Raw genomic sequence first — 22152 nt, 5'->3', positions numbered from 1 at the left:
CGATGGGCATCTTCGAACGATATCTCACTCTGTGGGTTGCGCTTTGCATCGTCGTCGGCGTCGCACTGGGGCACGTCCTGCCCGGTTTCTTCGGCGCGGTCGCGGCCGCCGAGGTCGCCAAGGTCAATCTGCCGGTCGCAGTGCTGATCTGGCTCATGATCGTGCCCATGTTGCTGAAGATCGACTTCGGCTCGCTGGGCGAGGTGCGGAAACATTGGCGCGGCGTCGGCGTCACGCTTTTCATCAATTGGGCCGTGAAGCCGTTCTCGATGGCGCTGCTCGGCCCCTTCTTCATCGGTCATTTGTTCGCACCGCTGCTACCGGCAGGCCAGATTTCGTCCTACATCGCCGGCTTGATTCTGCTGGCGGCCGCGCCCTGCACCGCGATGGTGTTCGTGTGGTCGAACCTGTGCGAGGGCGAGCCTCACTACACGCTGAGCCAGGTCGCCCTGAACGACGTGATCATGGTGTTCCTGTTCGCGCCGCTGGTGGGACTGCTGCTCGGAGTGGCCTCGATCAGCGTCCCCTGGGGCACGCTGCTGCTCTCCGTCCTGCTTTACATCGTGGTCCCCGTGATCGTCGCACAGCTGTGGCGCAAGGTTCTGCTGCGAAACGGCACGGCCGGCTTCGACCGCGTCATGCGAACGCTGCAGCCGCTGTCGCTGGTTGCGCTCCTCGCCACATTGGTGCTGCTGTTCGGCTTCCAGGGCGAGCAGATCGTCAGGCAGCCGCTCGTCATTGCCATGCTCGCCGTGCCGATCCTCGTCCAAGTCTATCTCAATGCGGGCTTGGCGTACTGGCTGAGCCGACGATTTGGCGTGGCCTGGTGCGTCGCCGCTCCAGCCGCCCTGATCGGCGCGAGCAATTTCTTCGAGCTGGCGGTCGCCGCCGCGATCAGCCTGTTTGGCCTGAACTCCGGCGCAGCGCTGGCGACCGTGGTCGGCGTGCTCGTCGAGGTCCCCGTGATGCTGTCCGTCGTCCGCATCGTCAAGGCGACCCGGGACTGGTATGAAGCGGGCGCAGCCAGAGCCCCGACGGCTTTGGAGGCCCGCCAGTAAGGCGGCCGACCAGACGCGGAGCGCCCATGAGCGCTCCGCGTTGCACGGGGCCCGAAGAGATTAGGCAACCCTGGCGAGAGGCAACTCAGTGACCCCCGGCACCACCGCTTTGATGCGAATGTTGCGGAATTGCACCTTCGAACCATCGTGATGGTTTTGCAGCGCGATGTGCCCGCGAAGAGACCTGGGCCTGGGGTCGGTGAAGTCGTTCACGACCACATCGTTCAGCGTCACCTTGATGCGGCTGCCGACAGCCTCGATGACGAATGTGTTCCACTGCCACGGGCCTTTCGCAACATCGGTGCGGATCGGCGCATTGACGTTGTAGATTGCGCCGGTGCTGCGCAAGGGATCGTTCTCCATGCTCTTTTCGGAGTTGTATCCACGCGGATCGATCTGGATTTCGTAGCTCTGGTCGATTGCAGCCGTCCAATCGTTCGGATTCGAGCTGTTCAAGTTGGGCACGCGGATGAACACACCGGAATTGTCGGTGCGGTTCGCGTATTGCCATTCGAGCTCGAGCACGAAATCGGAGAAGCTCTCGCGCGTGTACCAGAGCAAGCCGGGCCCCCCGACGGATTCGAGGATGTCGTAAACCTGGAGGAAGCTTCCACCTCCCGACATCTGCCAGTCTGCCAGGCTCCCGGCGTATAGCGGCTTGGAACGTGCCGAAGGTGCCGGCGTCAATGCCGCAACGACCGCCGCGCTCGTCCGACGCGCGAGCGCAAGCCCCGTCAAGGAGGGGTTCGCCGAGCCGACGGTGGGGAACAAGGCAGGGCCGGCGACGTAGGCGTTCGAGATATGATGGAATTGTCCGTTGGGGGCCGTAATCGACGTGGTTGGATCGTCGCCCATCCACAGCGTGCCCGCTTCATGATGGGTGTTGCCAAGCTGGTCCTTAGTGGCAGCAAACGGATCAGGTGGCGGTGCGCTTTGCCAACCGCCGTTGTACAAGTACTCGACGTCGCCGGCGGTCTTGCCGAAGCGTTCCGCCAGCTTGACGGCCGCGGCAGCGAGCTTGCCCCATGCCGTATAGTCATTCGACGTCGGCGTGAAATTGACCCACGCACGCGCGCTCATGCCATCATTTTGAAGCGGGTCGGCCGCATTGGTGAGATTTACGAAACTCGTGGCGCTGCCGGGGCCGGCCGTCCTGTCGCCATCCATCTCTCCGAGGCCGCGGAAGACGATGGCCACCCAGTCGGGGTCCTCGTTTGACAGCAGGTTTCGCAAGAGGTCGATGTCGGGCACCATCGTCCACATCGTCGCTTCCGGATTCTGTCCCTTCTCGGCCGATGCCAGTACCTGCAAATGATAGCGCCGTTTGCTTCCGTCCGGGTTGGTGATCTCGCCACGCACGATCGCGCCGCCCTGCTCAAGGGTTGTGGCCGCGGCGAGCCCGAGCGCACTGCGCTTGACGCGCACGGTGAGATTCGTGCGCAGATGCGCCATGAAATTGGCACCCATGCTGTACGCACCACGCGCCACCGGAAACGACTCGATGGCCAGTCGCGTCGATTCGATCGTTCCCGCCGCGACCACGACCTGGCAATCGGGACTGAGATTGGACGGAGTGGAAAGCGACCGGAACTGACCATTGTAGGTGAGATCGATCCCGGTGACTCTGCCTCCGCTGTTGCGAAGCCGTATCACGTGGCACCGTGGAACGAGGAAGAAGCGCCGCCGCGAGTTATCGTTCAAGGTCCAGCGCTTGGCGATATCGTCCCGGATGCTTTCGAGCAGCAGGGGTCCGCTGCTGAACTTGTCGAACGAAAACAGCCCAGGGCCCGGGGAGCTCGCCTGCACCGCGATCGGAGCTTCCTCGACGACGTCCAATGTCACGTCAGGCATGATCGCGCTCGTGCCCGAGGCGACAGCCTGCAACTGCGCATTGAGCACCGTGTTGAGCGGACCCGATAGATAGTCAGCTTTGTCCTCTACGCCGATCTCGCGCTCCACGTCAGGATAGGTCGCCATCAGAAAAGCGCGCACGTCATTGGGCCACGTCGCGAGGTCGGCCGGCATGAGCCGGGGCGCCCAACCGCCCCAGAATAGAGAGCGTCCTCCGGGGCAGTAAGCGAGGCCGGTGAACGGCTCGTTGCTGTGCCAAGGAATGCCCCAGACACCGTTGCGCGCACCCCGATCCTGATCATTGCGGGTCACCAAGGCGGTATCCGGCGCATTCAGGCCAAGATGCGGCATGTTCTGCACATGCGTCGGGGCAAGATAGCCTCCCGCGTCGAGCAGGAGCACCCGAAGGTTCTGGTCGGCACCTTTACGATAGATCCTGTTGGCCGCATACGCGCCGAACATCCCGGCGCCGATCACCACGACGTCGAACGGCCTGCCGCCGTTGCTCACCGCTTCGTCGAATGTGCTGCACACGTATCTGCCGAGCAGATCGCGCGTGAAATCCGTGTCCTGGACGTCGACGGGAATGGAAGGATCGTGTTGAAGAAAGGTCAGCATCGGAAAGCTCCTTTCGAGGCGTTAATGCCGCAGCGGACCAGATGTTTGGTCCGGCCGTGTCACGTTCCACTGGGACGGCGGCGCCAGAGGGCATTCTCGGAGGCAAACGGAGAGTCGCTAAAACAATCGCTCTGTGGCGCGGTTCGAAAAGATAGGAGCAACCTGTGGTCGATTGTATGAGCCGGTTCACACAACTGGGCGACTTTCAGCAGCCGCAGACATCACGATCCGGTCTCAGGTCACGCACTGCCAGGGATCGCTTGTGCGCCAAGGAGGAGCATGATAGCGGTTGGTTTCGGGCCACATACAACCGCCCGACCAGCTCTCGAGCCAAGCGTTGTTTCGCTCCATTTCGGAGGTGAAACATGTCTTGCGACAGCACCATTGCCTCAACCGATACATCCCGCGCAGCCTTCAGCCCTTCTCCAAATCTTGCATGGGTCTGGAGATTGCCGCTCGCGCTCTTGAACGGAATAACGCGGCGCCGCCAATACGGCGAGCTTCTCGAACTGGATGACCGGTTGCTCGCGGACATGGGTTTATCGAGAACGATCGTTGCGGAAGCTCGAAAGTCTGCCTCCGCCGACTGGGCAACACTGGTTGATTGTTCATTTTCCATCGACCAAGCGCGCCGCACCTCGCCCTGCGAGGGCGGCGCGCCAAGCTCGCGCCGACGTTGATGAGCAGTCCAGCCGTAGTCTTGACGTCCGGTCTCAGAACTCCAGCTTGTCGCGTATGGCCTCGATCCCGGCTTTCGCGCAGGCTTCGTCCGCGTCGCCGCCGGGTGCGCCGGATACGCCGACCGCTCCGACCAGAGAGCCGCCTGTTTCGACGATCAGTCCTCCTCCTATGATGACTGCTCCGGGAAGATCGCGAATGCCCGCCTGCATCATGCCGGGCTGGCTGATTGCATTCAGCTCGGTCGTGCTGGTCTTGAACGACACGGCGGTCCACGCTTTGCCGGATGCCGTCAATGGCGTGTGGGGCCCTGCAAAGCGATCGCGCAGCATCACTTGCGTGACGCCGGAGCGATCGACGACAGCGACGGCGACCTGATATCCACGGCTACGGCAGCTGTCCAACGCGGCGCGCGCAAGATCGAGCGCCAGTTCCGGGCTAAGTGATTTGTAGGCGACAAGGGCTTCTTCCGCCCGCATTGGACCGATGGATGCGATCAGCAGAGCGGTCGCGACCGACCAACATCGAACATTCATGACAATCTCCGGCAAAGGTGACAAGCGCCTATTTGACCGCGCCATATGCCAGATCATCGAACAGCGTGACGCTGTCCGCCTTGGTCCACAGGCCAATCATGCCGGGATCCGTCATGGTCGCGTCCTCCACTTCGAATAACGGCTTTCCGTCATAGGTCACCTTGAACCGACTTCCCGCGAAATCGCAGCGCAACGCATGCCATTGCCCGGATGACACCGGCGTGCCGACACCGTAGCCGCCCTTGCGACCGACGATCTCCAGCGAGGTTCGAACGCCCCTCACCATCTTGTAGAGCACGACATTGGCCTCCAGCGCGTTGGCCCGCACAACGTAATAATTGTCGGCATCCCTCGCGCGCCAGATCACTCCCGCGGCGCGGTCCTCAGAGCCGGTAACCGCCTTGAATTTGACCTCCACGAAGCCGTCACGGATGGAGGTATCGCTCTTGATGGCCACCGGAAACGTCGCTCGTCCGGATTGCTTGAGAACGTTCGGTTTGCTCGGCGCCGTGAGGTCGGCCTCGACGGTCCATTTCGGCGCTCCCTTGCCGGTCATCGTCAAGGTCCACCCTTCGGGCGGCATTCCGGCGGGAGCGTTGTCAAAATTCACGGTCTCGGCCACGGCATTCCCTCCTACGAACAGAGCCAGCATGCAGGTCAAGGCAAGCCTCGCCCGCGCAGAGGGTCGGGACGCTGGGATTGCGGCGGTGCGGGTCATCAAGTTTCTCGACATGCGGCTCCTCCGTGGGCGTGGGGCGTGCCCCGCTCCGTCTTCGCGTCATCACTCATCCGAGAATACCAGAAGGGCCCGTTCGGGATGGAAATGAAGCCCAAGCTCTTCAGCGGCATGACGCCCTCATGGTCAACGGAAGGAAAACGGCGGGATCGACACGATCAGCGAGAGTCCCGCAAACAGCAGCAATGCCAATACAGTCTTGCGGAATGTCTCGTCCTTGATCGTGCCGAACAGTTTGAAGCCGGACCAAAGGCCCGCGACCATGAAAGGAACACCCATAGCGTACAGCATCAGTGTTTCCTTGGTGAGCGTGCCGGCTGCGGCCTGCGACAGGGAGATGACCACGAAGGCGATGAACAGCACCGGCTGAAAGACGGCTCGCTGCACATCCTTCGGCCAACCCCGCCACTGGCACGATATCGTGGAGATGACGCCGCCCAACCCCGTCAGGCCGCCAAGCATGCCGTTCGAGATGCCGATCGCGATATCGGCACCGGTCCCGATCTTCAGCGGCGCGAATACCGGCCGCGCGAGGCCGTAGATCGCATATATCAACAACAACATGCCCACGCCGAACCTTAGATGGACCGGATTGAGATAGGCGAGAATTCCGACGCCAATAGGAATGCCGATCACGGTTCCGAGCGCGAGCGGCCATGCCTTGCGCAGATCCAGGACATGTCGCAGCTTGTAAATGCCGTAGCCTTGGGTGAGCAGACCGTATCCAGCAATCAGAGTGGCGGTCTGCATTGGCGTGATGATGTGCAGCCAGACACCAGAAACCACCAGGCCCATCGCGAAGCCCGAGAAGCCGCTGACGAAACCGCCGATGAGCGCGGCAAGAGCAAAGACAGTGAAGACAAGTGTATCCATAGGGTCGTCCCTCGGAACGAGGTGGCGCGCACTTGGATGGGACCCCATCTCACGGGGAGGTCGCGGCATCCCCGAAATCGCCAGCCGTTATTCAGATGCCTGTCCGGCCTACCTCCCGTCGCCGCGATATGCCGGCTGCAAAATGCCATCGAGCGGGCCGCCGATGCCCGTCGGCGTCAGCTCAATCCGTTCGCCGCTCAGCGTAACCCGATAGCAGCCATCATCGGTCTCTCCGAGATCGAGGCATAATTCGTCCTTATCGACATGCCATTTGCCGATCTTCTTCACGCCCATCGCATAGCTTCGAAGCGTGCCATCCGGGTCATAGACGAGACGGTAATGGACTTCGTCAGTGAGTTGCTTGCCGGTGAAGCTCGCACGTATCTCTGCGCCGGTAAGGGCACGCAGACCTTTGGCTGTGGCAAGACCAGCATGGATGGCGATCAGGCTCCCGGCGCCGGCAGCAAGTGCCGAGATGAAACAACTCGCTCGCAAGCTTCCGAGCTCCATGGGCCTCACTTCCTGCAGGACTTGCGACATATCTGATACTCGGTCTTGCAGGCTGGCCCTGCATAATTCTTCATGCAGGCTTTTTGCTGTTCGGCGCATACCCTGCAGGATGTTTGAGCCTGCGCCGTCGCGCTCGCAGCGAACAGACCAATCAGCACGCATAAACCCAGTGCCGCGCTTCGCATTCGATTTTCCTTTCGTGAGTAGCACTTTGTCCGGCGCCGGAGCTTTCATCGATCTTGATTGATGTTGGTCGTGCCCTCCAAAGCAGCCTGCTTGCCGGGCCGGACCTGCAATCGTTTCATCGGTTCGGTTGGTGAGCCAAGACTTTAGCCTCGAACGTCTTTTCATCCCCGATGGCGCGCATCCTGATATTTTCGCCCGACATCCAGACCTGGTTGCAGACAAGCGACGTGATGCTCGGTTGCGTCATGCAGAGCCTCTCATCGCGAATTTTCCAACTACCGGTCCAGGAATCTCCGGACTCTGAACCTATGATCGAGCCGTCTGGCCGTAGATAGAGCGACCAATGCGCTCCATCGGTGATGTCTTTGCCCACCATACGTGCACGGATCTGTTTGCCGTCCAGCGGCTGAAACCGATCTCCTGCGCGTGCCTCGATCGTAAGGACCAGCAGCGCCGCGCAACCGATCAGACGCAATGCGTCGTGTGAAGCGCGCCTCATTCCTGCATCCCTTCGTAAGCCCGCTGCACGACGCTCCAATTGACCGCCGTCATGAAAACGTCCACATAGCTGCCGGCCTTGGCGCCATAATCGATGTGATAGGAGTGCTCGTACATATCGAGCGCCAGAATCGGCGTTGCACCGGCGAGGGTGTGACAGTGATCCGACGCCCACTGATTGACGAGCTTGCGGTCGCGCGGCGACCACGTCAGCAAGACCCAGCCGGAGCCACCGCCGAGCGCCTTGCCCATCGCCATGAATTCCGACCGCCACCGCTCGTACGAACCGAAGTCGCGTGCCAAGGCCTCCTTCAGACTTGCTCCCGGATCGCTCTCGTCCCCCAGACCATCAAAGAACACTTCGTGGAGGATCATCGAGTTCGTTGCGATGAGCTGCTCGCGCTTCAAGCCGTTGATTAAGAAGCCGGGCGCGGTGACAAAGTCGATCTCGGCGAGCTTTTCTGCGATCAGATTCAGCCGTTTGACTGCACCGCCATAGTTGTTCTCGTAGTGGCTGATAATCATCCGCTCCGACATGCCGCGGATGCGACTCGGGTCGCACGACAGCGGTTTCATGACGTGCGTCATGGCAGTTCTCCATTGAGATCAAAGAGAAGTTTCACATTCGGTCGTACGCCGTGCCTGGCTCGGCGGAGGCCGTCGGCACGGCGATCCCGCAGCCGACAACGAGACATCGACGCGCGAAGCACGGATAGAACGTCTTGGGGCTGGGGGCGGCAAACGGCAGACATGCAGCGTCCTTATCGGAACCGGACGCGATTCTTGGGCATGTCGCCTCACGGGGAGATCGCTTCCCCGTACGTACAACTATTGCGCAGTTGGCGGATTTGTCAAATGGATGCGCAGGACTCTCCGGGGTCGGCTGTCGGCTCACCGCGGCTCACGAGCGTCAGGATGAGCTCGCCAGTCTCGACCGACGGTCTGATGCTCCTGTCCGGATGGCTCAGCTCGATCCGCGCGGCCGCCTTCACCGCCACCTTGCGCTTTCCAATCACGCCCAATCTGAACGTCTTCGGCATCCTTTCTGCTCTGCTCGCGGGCCTGCTCGGCCTGGCGCGGCGTTTGATCCGGCTGTACTGGAGCAGCGGCCGGGTCCGACTGGGCCGGGGCCTTCTCCGCTTCGGCGGCGAGCGCGGGGGCGACAGTGCAGGACAGCAGAACTGCCGTTATCGTCGCAAGAACACGCATAATCTCCTCCATAGTTCGATAGACGGTAACACCCGGCCCGCGCATGAGTTCAGAAAGCATCCCAGCCCGTGGCGCTGCACTGCAAGACAGCGGCACGAACAAGGAGAATGCCTGCTCTGTCGATACGTTGGAGCGCCGCTTTGGATGACGAGGATCCGGTCAAGGACGCGTCCGGATCGACGCATCATCGTGCGCAGCTCCCTCCCAGACGTCAGCTTTTCGTGCTGGCGGTCTTGTCGAGCGCGGCACGCAGGCCGCCCGCGAGCTTGATCGCGTCGTCATTGGCCCAGAAGTGCATGAAGAAGAGCCTTGGCTGCTCATCCAGCATGTGACTGTGCAGCGCCGTCACCTCGATGCCGTGCGTGCGCAGCGCCACGATGACCGGATTGACCTCGTCGCTGGTCAGCACGAAATCGCCGGTGATGGCGGCCTTGCCTGCCCCCGTCGGCTGGAAATTGATGGCGATCGCGACGCCCATCGCGCCGACCGGCGTCAGCGGCATGCCGTCTTCGGTGACCGGGTCCCGCCGCTTGACGTTGAACTGGTAGACGCCGCCGTTGGCCTGCCCTTTGACGCCGATGATCTGATCCAGCCTGGCCGTATCGAGGTCGATCGCCGGTGCCGGGTTCGATGGCGCCGCGACCGTCAGCGGGGTCTTGCTTTCGGCGAGCGCATCATGGATCGCCGAGGCCAGCTTGACGGGGTCGCCGTGCCCGGCGATGTGCATGTAGAACGTGGCCGGACTGGCGCGCAGCAGATGATTGTGCACGGCGGTGATCGCAAGACCGCTCGCGATCATCTTGGCCATGACGGGATTGATCTCGGTCTCGAGGAGCACGAGGTCTCCCATGATCATGGCGCCGCCATGCGCAGGCTTGAACGCGATCCAGCCGCCGAGCGCCAGCGACGGCTTGATCGTCACCCCGTCCAAGGTCACGGAGAGATCGGTGCGGGGAAAGCCGTAGCGGCGGACGTCGTCCGAGACGGCGGGCTTGCGCCCCAAATTCTCGTCAACCTTCTGCCAGTCAGCATCTTGGGCATATGCCGGGATGAAGGGGCCAACGCGAAATGCAACGAGGCAGGCGCCAATGACCGCCACGGACCAGATGATTCTTTTCATCGTTCTACTCCTCCGACTTAGTTTCGCTCCTTGACCTGGCCGCTGCTGTCGACGACGAGCGTCACCGCCTTGCCGTTCTTTAGCGCCTTGGCAGTGATGCCCTCGGCGGTCGACTTGATGTCGCTGACCTGGGTGTAACCGGCCGCCTGGATCCTCGCGACGAGTTCCTCCTGTGTCAGGGCTTGGGCACTCGACAGCCCGCCCGCGATCGCAAGCAATAGAGCGGTGCGGAAGGTTGTTCCTGGTCGCATGATCGTTCTCCTGGTTATGCCCTGCCCCAGGCGAAGTCCGTCTCGCGATCCTGCCCCTACATCCCGGCTCGGTGCTCAAAAGGGCGCAACGCCGCGCGCGCAAGCGATGCGGTCGGCGCGGGCGCTGTACCGAGGCCGGGATAATCTGTCGGATGTATCGGGGGTGAATGATGGCATGCTGCGCCCTTGGTGATCAGGACGCGATGCTTGGGCGTGTCGCCTCACGGGGAGATCGCACGTCCCCGGTCCAGAGATAAAACCCCGAGGCCCGGAAGCTGTCAACCGGCATGTGCCGGAGCGAGCCTACCGACCGCGAGCGAGCATCACCAAGAGTTCACGATTGGAACGGAACGCGCCGACCGCCGCCTTGAAACTCGCAAACGGTCCGATTATTGTTCCGCAAGTGGGGACAAAGCAGACTCCCCGTGAGGCCTCGGTCCAAGCTCTGCGCAGCACGCCATTCGTGGAGCTTGCGCATGAATACCGAACGACAGCCCTCTTCCCGACCTTCCGTGGCCATTCTTTCGCGAGGCGACGCTGCGGCGCGCCAGGATGCGAACCCGCGGAACAGCCGCTTCGTGCACGTCTTCGAAGCCCTCGCCGCTCTGGGCATCGAGGCGTGGCCGGCGATCTACGATGAAAGTTTCACCGAGGAGGTGCGGCATCAACTGCTCGCGGCGGACGGCGTGCTGGTCTGGGTTAACCCAATTCAGGACGGTCGAGATCGCGCCGATCTCGACGCGCTGCTACGGGACGTCGCCGCACGGGGCGTGTGGGTCAGCGCTCATCCGGACGTCATTCTCAAGATGGGCACCAAGGAGGTCCTCTATCGTACCCGCTCGATGGGGTGGGGATGCGACACGGCTTTATATCAAACCGCCGCGGCCATGCGCGCCGAGTTGCCGACACGTCTCGCCACCGGTCCGCGGGTAATCAAGCGCAACCGGGGCAACGGGGGTCAAGGCGTCTGGAAAGTCGAGAGGCTGCCGGCTTCCCCGATGATAAAGGTGCTCGACGCGACCAGGGATGGGTCCGAGGAACTGACGCTGGATGATTTTGTCCGCCGTTGCGCGGAGTATTTCGAAAACGGCAGCGTGGTCGATCAGCCGTTCCAGCCTCGCTTGAGCGAAGGTGTGGTGCGCTGCTATATGGCAGGTGATCGCTGCGCCGGCTTCGGTCATCACAAAGTCAAGGCCTTGGTTGACTCGCCGGTCGCACGTTCCGAGGCCGGACCACGGCTCTACACGTCGAACGCGGACCCGCGCTTCCAGCGGCTGCGTCGCTTAATGGAAGAGGAGTGGACGCCGCAGCTGACCTCGTTGCTAGATATCGCGCGAGGTGACCTACCAATGATCTGGGACGCCGACTTCATGCTTGGTCCGGTCCTTCCCGACGGCACCGACAGCTATGTACTCGGCGAGATCAATGTCAGCTCGGTGCATCCTTACCCGAACGAGGCGCCTGCGGAAATCGCCGCGCGAGTTGCCGATCGGCTGCAGCGCAAGCACTGACACATGCTGACGGTCCGCGCACTCAAACGTCTGCACATCTTTGTCTCATTCGACTTGCAGGACGGCGAATGCGTCGCCCTGCAGGGCCCTTCTCTCTTTCGACGGCCGGCTCGTCAGCGAGGGCCGGTGCCAAGGGCTGTCAATCCGGGGAGTCTTCTCAAAATCGCCGGCGCGGGGCACGAAGAGTTCACCGGCCGTGGCCTCGGTTTCCGTGACGCCGAGCCTGGGAACATGCTTCGTCGATAGCTCTCAACCGATCGCCTGCGAGCCGACGAAGCGCATGAATGGCCTTTGTCCATCAGCACCGAACAGCACGACGGCGTAGGGCTGCGGCTTGCCGCCTTCCATCCCGGGCGATCCGATCGGCATGCCCGGCACGGCGAGCCCCTTCGCAATGGGACGCTCCGAGAGAAGCCGCCGCACGGCCGCAGCCGGCACGTGCCCCTCGACGAGATAACCTGCGACCTCCGCGGTGTGACACGCGGCCAAGTCCGGGGGAATGCCGAGACGGCTCCGAACCGCGTCGAGATCGGCAGCCTCCTCCACCCGTACGGTAAATCCTGCGTCTCGGAGATGCTGCACCCAGCCGGCGCAGCAGCCGCAGTTCGGATCCTTATGCACCGTGATGGTGGCTTGTTCGGCCTGCGCCGCGCCGGCAGGCCCGGCAACGACCGCCGCGGCCATAAGCCATACAAGCGACCGGCGCGTCATCAAATGCGCGCGTTTCTTCATCTTCGAATCTCCTTGCCACAGGTGTCAACGAGGACTCGCCTGGCCCTCGTACATGAAGGTCATGGGCTTCAGCCCATTCATGTATCCGGTGCGCATCTCCTCGATGCGAAAGCCGTTCCGGTTCAGGATGTCTGCAATGTCCCGATTGAGATGACAGCCGCCCGAGATGCACATCCACGCGGGGGTCAGGCGATCTTGCCACCAGCGCACGCGCGGTTCGGGCGCGCGGCCGTGCTCGACGAAGACGAGCTTCCCTCCCGGTTTCAACACACGGCGCGCCTCTGTCATCGCGCGATCGACGTCCGGAATGCTGCACATGGTCCAGGTCGTCACCACCGTATCGATGCTGCAGTCCCCGATCGGTATGGCCTCGGCCGAAGCTTCGACAAACTCGACCGGAGTTTCCGGATGTGGAGCGTGTCGCGCCATCTCGATAAGCTTCGCGCCGGGTTCAAGCCCCACGACTTGCTTCACGGTCGTCCCGTAGAACGGCAGGTTGCGGCCGGACCCGATGCCGATCTCGAGCACCCGGCCGTGTGCGGCACGGGCCGCGCGCTCCCGGTAGGGCGCAAGTTCCTTGTTCCGCATCGCAAGGTCGCAAAGCCGCGGGAGAATGACATCGTTGTAGAAGCCCATGCGCGTCTCCTAGCATCGCCGTTCAATAGTCTTGCTGATCTCTTCAGGTGCGGCAAAGATCACGTCCGCACGGTCGCCCATCATGCCGGCGGGTACCAGGGCGGGCGCGCCGCTTTGTGGACCATCTTTGCCCGAATCCGTCTTCAGGCGCAGATTGCGCTCCCAGAAGGCGCGCGTCTTGCCGTCGGCGGTGATGACACGATAGGTGTCGTGACAATAGGTGATCGCTTCTACCTGCATACTCTCCTCCAGGCTTTTCAAATCGGGATCGCGTCCGCCGCCCCCCATCATTCCGCCCGTCATCCCTCCCATTCGACCTTCGACAGCGGACTGCGGCTGCGCGCCCGGTTTGGTGGCCTGCTTCAGGAACGCAATTAAATCGGCGCGGGCGCGATCATCCTTGATACCGTTGAATGGCATTTCGTTGCCCGGCACCATGCGCTCCGGGTTCATGAGCCAGGCATCAAGCGAGCGTTCGTTCCAAATGATTCCAGACGATTTGAGCGCATCGGAATAGCGTTCGAAGCTTTCCAAGCTGCCGGCCTTTCGATCCCATAGTTGTGCGAGGCTCGGGCCGGTCATGTTCCGGTCCGGCTCTAGCGAGTGACACGGCATGCAACCTCGGAAATCTCGCTGGCCGCGAGTCACGGCATCCTGCTGCGCAAGAACGGGCGAGGAAGCCAGGATCACAGCCAGTCCGGTAAGATAGAAGCGATGCATCTTCAATCTCCCTTGAAGAGATATTTGATCAGCGCCGCCGCCGTCAATACGAGAACGATGACGATCAGTGCGGTGATCAATCCCATCGTCCCGAACGTTCCCGACATCATGTCGTGCATCATGGCTCACCTCATTCGGCAGGCTCCAGCACCCGCGATCTCGTACTGATCGGCTCTGGCACTTTGATCGATGGTCCCTTGTCTTCGTCCTTGGGAGGCAAGCGGAAGCCTTTGACCAGCCCGAAGATCGCCGGAATTACGATCAGCGTCAGCAGCGTCGACGAGATCATCCCGCCGATCATCGGCAGTGCGATGCGCTGCATGATCTCCGAGCCCGCACCGGTACTCCACATGATCGGCAGCAGGCCCGTCATGATGGCGACCACTGTCATCATCTTCGGGCGGACGCGCTCGACGGCCCCCTCCATGATGGCATCGTGCAGATCCTGGCGCGTGAGAACCCGATGGGCCGCGCTTCGCTTGGCCTTGATCTCTGCAAGAGCTTGCTCAAGATAGATCAGCATCACGACGCCGGTCTCGGCGGCGACGCCCGCGAGCGCGATGAAGCCGACCGCGACGGCGACGGACAGGTTGAAGCCGAACCACCACATCATCCAGATGCCGCCGACCAGCGCGAACGGCAACGACAGCATCACGATCAACGTCTCGGTCAGCGCCTTGAAGTTCAGGTACAGCAGCAGGAAGATGATCGTGAGCGTCACGGGCACGACGATCTTCAGGCGGGCGGCAGCCCGCTGGAGATATTCGTACTGGCCGCTCCAGACGACGTAGGTGCCGGCGGGAAACTGGATGCTCTCCGTCACGGCGCGCTGCGCGTCCGCGACGTAGCTGCCGATGTCGCGATCGCGGATGTCGACATAGATGTAGGTCGCGAGCTGACCGTTCTCCGTCCGAATCGACGTCGGTCCGCGCGCCGGCTCGACCTTCGCGACCTCGCCGAGCGGCACGGCGCCGCCCGCCGGCATCGGCACCAGGATGTCGCTGGCGATCGCCTTGGGATTGTCGCGCAGGTCGCGCGGATAGCGCATGTTCACCGTGAAGCGCTGGCGTCCCTCCACGGTCGTCGTCACCGTCTGGCCGCCGAGCGCTGCCGCGATGGTGTCCTGAACGTCCTGGATCAAAATGCCGTAGCGGGCGAGCGCCTCACGGTCCGGGACGATCTCGAGATAATAGCCGCCGATGCCGCGCTCGGCGTAAGCCGACGACGTGCCCGGGACGGTCTTGATCACCCGTTCGACCTGCCGCGCCAGCCGGTCGATCTCGACGAGATCGGTACCCATGACCTTGACGCCGACAGGCGTGCGGATGCCGGTCGACAGCATGTCGATGCGTGCCTTGATCGGCATGGTCCAGGCGTTGGAGACGCCGGGAAATTGCAGCGCCTTGTCCATCTCCGCGATCAGGCTGTCGACGGTGAGGCCGGGGCGCCAGGATTCCTTCGGCTTCAGGTTGACCACCGTCTCGAACATTTCGGTCGGCGCCGGGTCGGTCGCGGTCGCGGCCCGTCCCGCCTTGCCGTAGACGGAGGCGACCTCGGGGAACGACTTGATGATGCGATCCTGAATCTGCATCAGTTCGGCCGCCTTGGTGACGGAGATGCCGGGCAGCGTGGTCGGCATGTAGAGCAGCGTCCCCTCGTTCAGCGTCGGCATGAACTCGGTGCCGAGCTGGCGGGCCGGCCATGTCGTGACGGCGAGAATGGCGAGGGAGGCCAGGATCACCAACGTCTTGGCGCGGAGCACGCCCTTGATCACCGGACGGTAGACCCAGATCAGGAAGCGGTTGATGACATTCCTGCTCTCCGGCACGATCCGGCCACGGACGAAGATCACCATCAGCGCCGGCACCAAAGTGACGGACAAGAGAGCCGCAGCCGCCATTGAGAACGTCTTGGTGAAGGCAAGCGGGCTGAACAGCCGCCCCTCCTGCGATTCCAGCGTGAAGATCGGCATGAACGACACGGTGATGATCAGCAGGCTGAAGAACAGCGCAGGCCCGACCTCGGACGCGGCATCGATCAGGATCTGAACGCGGGACTGATCGGGCTTGGCGCGTTCGAGATGCTTGTGGGCGTTCTCGATCATGACGATCGCGGCATCCACCATGGCGCCGATCGCAATCGCGATTCCGCCGAGGCTCATGATGTTCGAGCCGAGGCCGAGCAGCTTCATGGCGCCGAACGCCATCAGCACGCCGACCGGTAGCATCAGGATCGCGACCAGCGCGCTGCGGACATGGAGCAGGAACACGATGCAGACCAGCGCGACGACGATGCTCTCCTCGAACAGCGTGTGCTTGAGCGTGTCGATGGCCGCGTAGATCAGGCTGGAGCGGTCGTAGACCGGGACGATCTCGACCGACTTCGGCAGGCTGCTCGCGATCTCCTTGAAGCGCTTTTTGACGTTCTCGATGACGTCGAGAGCGTTGACGCCGAAGCGCTGCAGCACGATGCCGCTTGCGACCTCGCCTTCACCGTTCAGCTCGGTGATGCCTCTGCGTTCGTCCGGTCCGAGCTCGACATGAGCGACGTCGCGGAGCAACACCGGTGTGCCGCCGGAGGTCTTCAGCACGATGTTGCCGAGATCGTTGATGCTCTTGAGGTAGCCCTTGCCGCGGATAACGTATTCGAACTCGGCGAGCTCGACAGTGCGGCCGCCGACATCGGCGTTGCTGGCGCGGATGGCTTCACGGATCTTCTGCATGCTGATGCCGCGATCGCGCATCCGCTGCGGATCGAGCACCACGTTGTACTGCTTGACGAAGCCGCCGATGCTGGCGACCTCGGCGACGCCTTCGGCCTTGGCCAGCGCGAACTTCAGATTCCAGTCCTGGATCGTCCTGACGTCGGCGAGGTTCAGTTCTTTCGACATCACCGCGTACTGATAGACCCAGCCGACGCCGGTCGCATCGGGGCCGATGGTCGGGGAGACGCCGGCGGGAAGCCGCGACGCAGCGCCGTTCAAAAATTCCAGGACGCGCGAGCGCGCCCAGTAGATGTCGGTGCCGTCCTCGAAGATCACGTAGACGAAGGACACACCGAAGAACGAGAAGCCGCGCACGACCTTCGATTTCGGCACGGTCAGCATCGCCGTGGTCAAGGGGTAGGTGACCTGGTCCTCGATCACCTGCGGCGCCTGGCCGGGATATTCGGTGTAGACGATGACCTGCGTGTCCGAGAGGTCCGGGATCGCATCCAGCGGCAGATGGATCAGCGCATAGAGACCGGCGGCGGCCGCAAAGCCGGTGCCGAACAGCACCAGCAGCAGGTTGCGCGCCGACCAGGCGATGATGCGGGCGATCATTTGTGCTCTCCCGGCGCATGGCCAGGTTCGGAAGCCTGAGGCGCCGCGTCGGCGAAGCCTTTGAGCGCGGCCTTCAGATTGCTTTCCGCATCGATCAGGAAGTTGGCGGATGTGACCACCGCTTCGCCCTCCGCAAGTCCGTCCCGCACCTCGATGTAGCCGCCGCCGCGCCGGCCGAGCTTCACCTCGCGCGGCTCGAAGCGCCCCTCGCCCCTGTCGACGAGGACGGCCTGGCGCGTGCCGGTGTCGAGCACCGAGCTGTCCTGGATCGCCAGGACGGGCGCGCTATCAGCCGTGTCGATATCGGCATCGACGTACATGTCCGGCAGCAGCACCGCATCGGGATTGGCGAGCTCGATCCGGACGCGAACCGTCCGGGTGTCGCGGTTCACCTGCGGATAGACGATTGCGATTTTGCCGCTGAAGATGCGGCCGGGAAAGCTCCGCGCGCGCACCGCCACGCCCTGTCCCACCGCGATATTGCCGAGATCGCGCTCGGCGACGTCGACCAGCGCCCAGACCAGCGAGATGTCCGCGATCTTGAACAGCACGTCGCCCGGATTTGCGCGCATGCCTTCGATCGCGCTGCGCTCGAGCACGATGCCGTCGCGCGGCGCCGACCAATGGATGGTGACGGGCGCGACCCGCGTCTTCTCCATCTCGGCGATGACCTGCTCGGGGACGTCGAGATTGACCAGCCGTTGCCGCGAGCCGCGGCCGTAGATCTCGATCCCGCCCGTGGTCTTAGAAGTGATTGTCGAGAGATATTCAGCGGCGGCGGACGCGACCGCCGAACTGTAAATCTCCATCAACGGCTGGCCCGCCTTCACGCGCGTGCCGGTGGTGACGTCGGCGACCTTCTGCACGAAACTTTCGGCGCGCATTGCGATCACCGAGACGCGCCGCTCGTCGAGCTGGATCGTGCCGGGCGCCTTGACCGCGACGCGGATGGCGCGACGCCGGGCCGGCTCGGATCTCACGCCGGTGCGCTGGATCTTGCCCGGCGAAAGCTTCACCGTGCCGTCGTCGACCTCGTCGCCCTCGTAGACGGGGATATAGTTCATCCCCATCGGATCCTTCTTCGGCACCGGCGAGGTGTCGGGCAGGCCCATGGGATTACGGTAGTAGAGGATCTTTCGCGATGATTCCGCCTGCGCCGGCTTCGGTGCCGCCGCGGCGGGCTGATCGTCATAGACCGGCAGATAGTCGCGCCCGCGGTCGTCCTTCCTCGGAGCGGCGGACCACAGAGGCGCGCCGCCGGGATCGCGGTAATAGAGCGGAGCCCGGTTCGCCTCTGCCGCAGCCGGGGTCACCTCGGCGTGAACGGACCAGCGCCCGTCGTTCGAGGACCAGTGCCCGCCCAAGGCGAGGCCACCGCCGAGTGTGAGAATCGTCAGGAGACGCAGCGTCTTCATGGTGTGTCTTCGCGCGCCCGGCGCGCGTCCATCTGAATGAGAAAGAGAAGTCCGGACGCCGCGAGCGGCGTCCGCGCGCTCACTTGGTCGCCGTGACGACCACCTTGCCGGTGACGGTCTCAGCCTCGCCCTGCACCTTGGCCGACAGCGTGACCTGGTAACGCCCGGCCATCGGCAGGTCCGTCCTGAAGGCGTAGACGCCCGGCTCCTTCGACGGCAGCGGCGCCACGGCCGATTCCATCTCGGCCATCCCGTCGGGGGCCATGTCGACGCGGGTCTTGAAGATGACGGCGTCCGCCACCGGCTTGCCGGTCTGCTTGTTGGTCAGGCGAACCGAGAGCGTGACGTCGTCGCCCTTCTTCATCTGCGCATTGACGGGCTCGAAGACGTATTCGCCGGCGCCCGCCATTGCGGCGGAAGCGGCAAGCGAAAGGGTGGCGGCGAGCGCCGCTGTGCTGAATCTGGAAAGCATTGTCCTGTCCTCATGATCTGATCTTCCGCCGTGGCGCAGAAAAGCGCGCACGTCAGTCGTCGTCGCAAGCAGGCGTGCCGCTCGCGTCTTAAGGCTTGACGAGATCAGATTCGAGGAGGTCGGAAGGGAGGACTGCCGCCGAGGACGGAGACGACCTGATCCTCAGGGATGGCGATCTTGCTCGCCGCTAAGGTGAAATGCGCGAACGCGACGGGCCTGATGTCATCGAGCGCAACGAGCCCGCCGACGCAGCAGAAGCCCATCCCACATTTATAATCGCCTGTGTTGGAGGCCGGTCCCTTCATGTCGGGGCAGCATTCGTCCATCGACATCTCGGCGTTGCCGCCCATCTGCATGCTCGCCTGCATGTCGTCCGGCGACATGGCGAGGTGAGAGGCGGAGACGCCAACCGGCAGCATCGCCAGAGATATGGCGATTGCGAATGCCAGGATGGTACGGACGAACCGCATCAAGATCAGCTTAACCTTTCGGCTGGAACACAGCTTCACTAGCATATTCGGACGCCGAAAACAGTCATTGATCCCGGTCAAGCATTCGTGAGCGAAACGCCCTCCCGCGACGCGGCCCCCTCAACTTCCGGGGCCGCCGACCAGCCTGCACTAGAACTTCAGCGTCGTTCGCAATCCAAACACGGACGCGCTTGGTAATGGCCTTCCCGGCCGTGGTCCGGCCGGAGCCGTCGCGCCGCCGCCGGGATGGACGATGTATTGGAAGTTCGGCTGAACGGTCCAGCCGTCCTTGACCTGATATTGATAGACCGCCGTGAACAGCCCCTCGAAGCTCCGCAGCGGCCAGCGGGGGTCCACGTACTTGCCGTAGTCGGCGTCCAGCGCCTGGGCGCGTTTCGAGACATGCGCATAGCCGGCGGCGATGCCGAACTTGTCGTCCGGACGGGCATTGCTGAGTCCGATGAGCTCGATGCCGCCATCCACGTAGAGGTCCACCAGGTTGCGGTCGGCCGGCGCGCCCGACACCCGCGCGAAAATGCCGATGCCGCGGTCGTCGCTGTTCGGCACCCGGTAGATCTGCTGCTCGAGGACCGCCCAGGCTCCGATATCGCCCGAAAGCAGCAGCGGCTCGCCGCTGCTCGCCGGCGCGGCGAGCGAAGCGCCGTTGGAGGCGAAGCGCAGATCCTCGAACGATCCGAAATGGCGCCAGCCGCCGATCTTGATCTGGCCAGCCAGATTCGGATCGCCCTTCTTGTTGTTCCAGGCATATTGGATCTGGCCCAGCAGAAGCGGCGGATCGTTGACGCGGAAATTCACGCCGTAGCGGTTGCGCTCTTGCGGATCACCCGGGCCCGGACCGGCTTGATCGCCGTCGAAAATCGCGCCGAGAACGGACAATTGGTCCGTGAAGTTGACAAGCAGGCGCGCGCCCACCGCCGCCAGAGGCGGCGATGGCCCACCGCTCGGCAACGCCAGCGAGGTGATCGCCGGCCAGCCCATCGATGCGTTGGTGAACACATCGGTATATTTGGTATTGAAGAATTCGCTGTCGGCCGCGAGCTGCCCGAACTTGAGCGAGACTTTCTTGTCGCCCCACTGCTTCTCGAAATAGGCTTCGTAAAGCCGGGTCGCGGGCAACGCTTCGATACCGCTGACGACGAAGAAATTCTGCAGATTCGATCGCGACAGCCCGTCGCCATGGATCTGAAACATATTGGCGTGAAAGGTCAGCTTGTCGAGGCCGACCAGTTTTTCGAAGTCCAGATCGACGGCAAGGTTGAGCCGGCCCTCGTAGACCGCGCCCGTCTTCAGGCCGCCGGTGGGATTTCCGAGCACCTCGCCGATATAGGTCGCGGCAAACTTCACGCCGTTCTTTTGCCAGGGGTTCGGCAGCAGCCCGAGCGTCTTCTCCTCGACCGTGCTTTCTCCCGTATCGGGATCGGCAGGCTTGTCCTCGTCCGTTTTCTTGTCTTCCTGAGCCGCAGACCGGGCAGCCGCGATCAGACAGACCCCGACGACCAGCACCCGCGCGATATGGCTGATTGCTCTGGCGGCCACGCTCTCCTCCCGGGCGGTCAATGACGCACGCCGCAGTCCGACATTCAAGCCGGTCGTCGAGCGATTAGCGCGGCGCTCCCGATCGATTCCCTAGGAATTGCACTACCGCATGCAAGGAGGTCGTTATGTCCACTTTTGCACATTCGAAGTCATCATCGCGCGCCCCGGTCGAGCGCTCAGATCTTCGGGATCTTCGCCCGCTCCACCACGCCGGTCCATTTGGCGATTTCGCTCTCGATCAGCTTCTTCATCTCCTCCGGCGAGCTGCCGCGGACCTCGCCGCCGACGGCGGTCTCCAGCCGCTGCCTGAGCTCGGGGTCTCGGAGCGCGTCCAGCGTCGCCGCGTTGAGTGCAGCGATAATGGCGGGCGGCGTTCCCTTGGGCGCCAGCAGGCCTGCCCAGGTGCGCACGTCATAGCCCTTGATGCCGGCTTCCTGAACCGTCGGGACATCGGGGAGCAACGCGGTGCGCGTCGGCGAGGTTACTGCCAAGCCGCGGATCGCGCCGCTCTGGATTTGCGGGGCGAGCAAAACGGGCGTGCCGACGATGACAGGAACGTCTCCCCCGAGCAGTGCGGTGACGGATTGCGAATCGCCGCGATACGGCACGTGCACCATCTCGACGCCGGCGGTCGCGTTCAACAGCTCTCCCGCCAGATGATGCGTGCTGCCGAAGCCGACCGATCCGAAGCTGAGCGCGCCCGGCTTCTCCTTCGCGATAGTGATGAGATCGCCGAGCGATTTTGCGGAATGATCGTTGCGCACGGCGATGACGAGCGCGTAATAGACCAGCGTCGAGATCATCTCAAAACTCTCGGCGGGCTGGTAGGCGAGGCTCTTGTAGGTCGCCGCGGAAATCGCATGCGCCCCGGTGACGAGCCCGAGCGTGTAACCGTCGGGCGCCGCTTTCGCGATCGCGTCCGCCGCAATGTTGCCACCCGCGCCAGGCTTCGCCTCGACGATGATGGGCTGCCCGAGCTTCTTCGCGAGACCGTCGGCGATGATGCGCGACAGCGTGTCGGCCGCACCGCCGGCGGCAAATCCGTGCAGCAGGCGGATCGGGCGCGAGGGATAGGTGTCCGCCAGCGCCGAGATGGTTGCGAGACAAATGCCCAGCAGAAAAATGGACGCAGCAAGCCGCTTCATCCGACGCATGGATGCCTCTCCCTTTGATTATTCTATCGTTGACCGCAG

The 22152-nt window shown here is 63.1% G+C and carries 23 protein-coding genes; 3 read left to right on the top strand and 20 right to left on the bottom strand.

Features of this window, described 5'->3' with window-relative positions:
- The first annotated feature begins 2 nt into the window (after window positions 1–2).
- Window positions 3–1058 carry an ACR3 family arsenite efflux transporter gene (arsB, locus tag XH84_RS07640; RefSeq protein WP_128918952.1) on the top strand — a complete coding sequence of 352 codons (1056 nt, stop codon included), beginning with the start codon at window positions 3–5 and terminating at the stop codon, window positions 1056–1058.
- A 60-nt stretch (window positions 1059–1118) separates the two neighbouring features.
- On the opposite strand, the gene XH84_RS07635 is transcribed toward arsB, so the two are convergent.
- Entirely contained in the window at window positions 1119–3527 is a 2409-nt protein-coding gene (locus XH84_RS07635; RefSeq protein ID WP_128918951.1) for a 3-keto-alpha-glucoside-1,2-lyase-like domain-containing protein, read from the bottom strand.
- A gap of 365 nt (window positions 3528–3892) precedes the next feature.
- On the opposite strand from XH84_RS07635, the gene XH84_RS07630 reads away from it, so the two are divergent.
- Complete coding sequence (locus tag XH84_RS07630) at window positions 3893–4207, top strand: YjiS-like domain-containing protein (RefSeq protein ID WP_128918950.1); 315 nt, start codon at window positions 3893–3895, stop codon at window positions 4205–4207.
- Between the two features lie 33 nt (window positions 4208–4240).
- Here the strand turns inward: XH84_RS07630 and XH84_RS07625 are convergent, their stop codons facing one another.
- From XH84_RS07625 to XH84_RS39575, 9 genes are all read right to left on the bottom strand, one after another.
- Window positions 4241–4741: a GlcG/HbpS family heme-binding protein gene (locus XH84_RS07625; protein WP_206734125.1), complete on the bottom strand. Its 501-nt coding sequence runs from the start codon at window positions 4739–4741 to the stop codon at window positions 4241–4243.
- 28 nt (window positions 4742–4769) lie between these two features.
- Complete coding sequence (locus XH84_RS07620) at window positions 4770–5363, bottom strand: hypothetical protein (protein ID WP_245471649.1); 594 nt, start codon at window positions 5361–5363, stop codon at window positions 4770–4772.
- 240 nt (window positions 5364–5603) lie between these two features.
- Window positions 5604–6350 (bottom strand): sulfite exporter TauE/SafE family protein, encoded by a 747-nt coding sequence (locus XH84_RS07615; protein ID WP_128918949.1) that lies wholly within the window; start codon window positions 6348–6350, stop codon window positions 5604–5606.
- Window positions 6351–6458: 108 nt separating this feature from the next.
- Window positions 6459–7094 (bottom strand): hypothetical protein, encoded by a 636-nt coding sequence (locus XH84_RS39580; RefSeq protein WP_164936194.1) that lies wholly within the window; start codon window positions 7092–7094, stop codon window positions 6459–6461.
- 67 nt (window positions 7095–7161) lie between these two features.
- Window positions 7162–7545 carry a hypothetical protein gene (locus XH84_RS07600; RefSeq protein ID WP_245471648.1) on the bottom strand — a complete coding sequence of 128 codons (384 nt, stop codon included), beginning with the start codon at window positions 7543–7545 and terminating at the stop codon, window positions 7162–7164.
- Entirely contained in the window at window positions 7542–8132 is a 591-nt protein-coding gene (locus XH84_RS07595; RefSeq protein WP_128918946.1) for a superoxide dismutase, read from the bottom strand. Before XH84_RS07595 ends, XH84_RS07600 begins: the two co-directional genes overlap by 4 nt.
- A gap of 263 nt (window positions 8133–8395) precedes the next feature.
- Complete coding sequence (locus XH84_RS07590) at window positions 8396–8584, bottom strand: hypothetical protein (protein WP_164936193.1); 189 nt, start codon at window positions 8582–8584, stop codon at window positions 8396–8398.
- Between the two features lie 380 nt (window positions 8585–8964).
- Window positions 8965–9873 carry a DUF1259 domain-containing protein gene (locus tag XH84_RS07585; protein ID WP_164936192.1) on the bottom strand — a complete coding sequence of 303 codons (909 nt, stop codon included), beginning with the start codon at window positions 9871–9873 and terminating at the stop codon, window positions 8965–8967.
- A 17-nt stretch (window positions 9874–9890) separates the two neighbouring features.
- Complete coding sequence (locus tag XH84_RS39575; protein WP_164936191.1) at window positions 9891–10124, bottom strand: hypothetical protein; 234 nt, start codon at window positions 10122–10124, stop codon at window positions 9891–9893.
- Window positions 10125–10600: 476 nt separating this feature from the next.
- Between XH84_RS39575 and XH84_RS07575 the strand changes: the two genes are divergently transcribed.
- Window positions 10601–11635, top strand: a complete 1035-nt coding sequence (locus XH84_RS07575; protein ID WP_128918944.1) for a Cj0069 family protein — start codon at window positions 10601–10603, stop codon at window positions 11633–11635.
- Between the two features lie 249 nt (window positions 11636–11884).
- Here the strand turns inward: XH84_RS07575 and XH84_RS07565 are convergent, their stop codons facing one another.
- From XH84_RS07565 to XH84_RS07525, 10 genes are all read right to left on the bottom strand, one after another.
- Window positions 11885–12367: a DUF411 domain-containing protein gene (locus XH84_RS07565; protein WP_128918943.1), complete on the bottom strand. Its 483-nt coding sequence runs from the start codon at window positions 12365–12367 to the stop codon at window positions 11885–11887.
- Between the two features lie 24 nt (window positions 12368–12391).
- The gene (locus XH84_RS07560; RefSeq protein ID WP_128918942.1) at window positions 12392–13003 is read right to left on the bottom strand and encodes a class I SAM-dependent methyltransferase; all 612 of its coding nucleotides are present in this window, start codon (window positions 13001–13003) and stop codon (window positions 12392–12394) included.
- Window positions 13004–13012: 9 nt separating this feature from the next.
- Window positions 13013–13723: a c-type cytochrome gene (locus XH84_RS07555; RefSeq protein ID WP_128918941.1), complete on the bottom strand. Its 711-nt coding sequence runs from the start codon at window positions 13721–13723 to the stop codon at window positions 13013–13015.
- Window positions 13724–13725: 2 nt separating this feature from the next.
- Complete coding sequence (locus XH84_RS41610; RefSeq protein WP_347338736.1) at window positions 13726–13845, bottom strand: archaellin/type IV pilin N-terminal domain-containing protein; 120 nt, start codon at window positions 13843–13845, stop codon at window positions 13726–13728.
- 8 nt (window positions 13846–13853) lie between these two features.
- A complete protein-coding gene (locus XH84_RS07550) occupies window positions 13854–17045 on the bottom strand; it encodes an efflux RND transporter permease subunit (protein WP_128918940.1) in 3192 nt (1063 codons plus the stop codon).
- Complete coding sequence (locus XH84_RS07545) at window positions 17042–18460, bottom strand: efflux RND transporter periplasmic adaptor subunit (RefSeq protein ID WP_128918939.1); 1419 nt, start codon at window positions 18458–18460, stop codon at window positions 17042–17044. Before XH84_RS07545 ends, XH84_RS07550 begins: the two co-directional genes overlap by 4 nt.
- Window positions 18461–18539: 79 nt before the next feature.
- Window positions 18540–18932, bottom strand: a complete 393-nt coding sequence (locus XH84_RS07540; protein WP_128918938.1) for a FixH family protein — start codon at window positions 18930–18932, stop codon at window positions 18540–18542.
- 104 nt (window positions 18933–19036) lie between these two features.
- Entirely contained in the window at window positions 19037–19402 is a 366-nt protein-coding gene (locus XH84_RS07535) for a hypothetical protein (protein ID WP_128919026.1), read from the bottom strand.
- A 150-nt stretch (window positions 19403–19552) separates the two neighbouring features.
- Window positions 19553–20959 carry a carbohydrate porin gene (locus tag XH84_RS07530; RefSeq protein ID WP_245471647.1) on the bottom strand — a complete coding sequence of 469 codons (1407 nt, stop codon included), beginning with the start codon at window positions 20957–20959 and terminating at the stop codon, window positions 19553–19555.
- A 176-nt stretch (window positions 20960–21135) separates the two neighbouring features.
- Window positions 21136–22113 (bottom strand): tripartite tricarboxylate transporter substrate binding protein, encoded by a 978-nt coding sequence (locus XH84_RS07525; RefSeq protein WP_128918937.1) that lies wholly within the window; start codon window positions 22111–22113, stop codon window positions 21136–21138.
- Between the last annotated feature and the right edge of the window lie 39 nt (window positions 22114–22152).

Source organism: Bradyrhizobium nanningense, from assembly GCF_004114535.1.
In the GTDB taxonomy this organism is placed as follows: Bacteria; Pseudomonadota; Alphaproteobacteria; order Rhizobiales; family Xanthobacteraceae; genus Bradyrhizobium; species Bradyrhizobium nanningense.
The sequence above is the reverse complement of the archived record's forward strand: the minus strand, read 5'-3'. Positions and strand labels throughout refer to the sequence as shown.